We start from the raw sequence: 302 nt of genomic DNA, 5'->3' as shown, positions 1-302 counted from the left end.
ATACCAACACGTTGCTTTTGTCCCCCTGATAGCTGTTCTGGATAATAGTTTGCTTTATCTTCTAACCCTACAAACTTCAGCAGTTCATTCACTCGTTCCTTTATCTCGTTCTTTGGCAATTTCGCTAACTTTAATGGATAAGCAATATTCCCAAATACTGTTCTTGAATTAAATAAATTAAAGCTTTGAAAAATCATTCCGATTCTTTGTCTTAGTTTGCGTAATTCTTTCGTCGATAATGATGTAATATCTTTATCATCTATTGCAATCGTTCCTGACGTTGGTCTCTCTAACATATTTAC

General features: G+C 34.1%; 1 protein-coding gene. It reads right to left on the bottom strand.

Features of this window, described 5'->3' with window-relative positions; genetic code table 11:
* Positions 1 to 302 (bottom strand): ATP-binding cassette domain-containing protein (locus SB717_RS34885; RefSeq protein ID WP_410907459.1); only part of this gene is annotated, 302 nt, incomplete at both ends.

Source organism: Priestia sp. SIMBA_032 (genome assembly GCF_046535215.1).
Lineage (GTDB): Bacteria > Bacillota > Bacilli > Bacillales > Bacillaceae_H > Priestia > Priestia aryabhattai.
The sequence above is the reverse complement of the archived record's forward strand: the minus strand, read 5'-3'. Positions and strand labels throughout refer to the sequence as shown.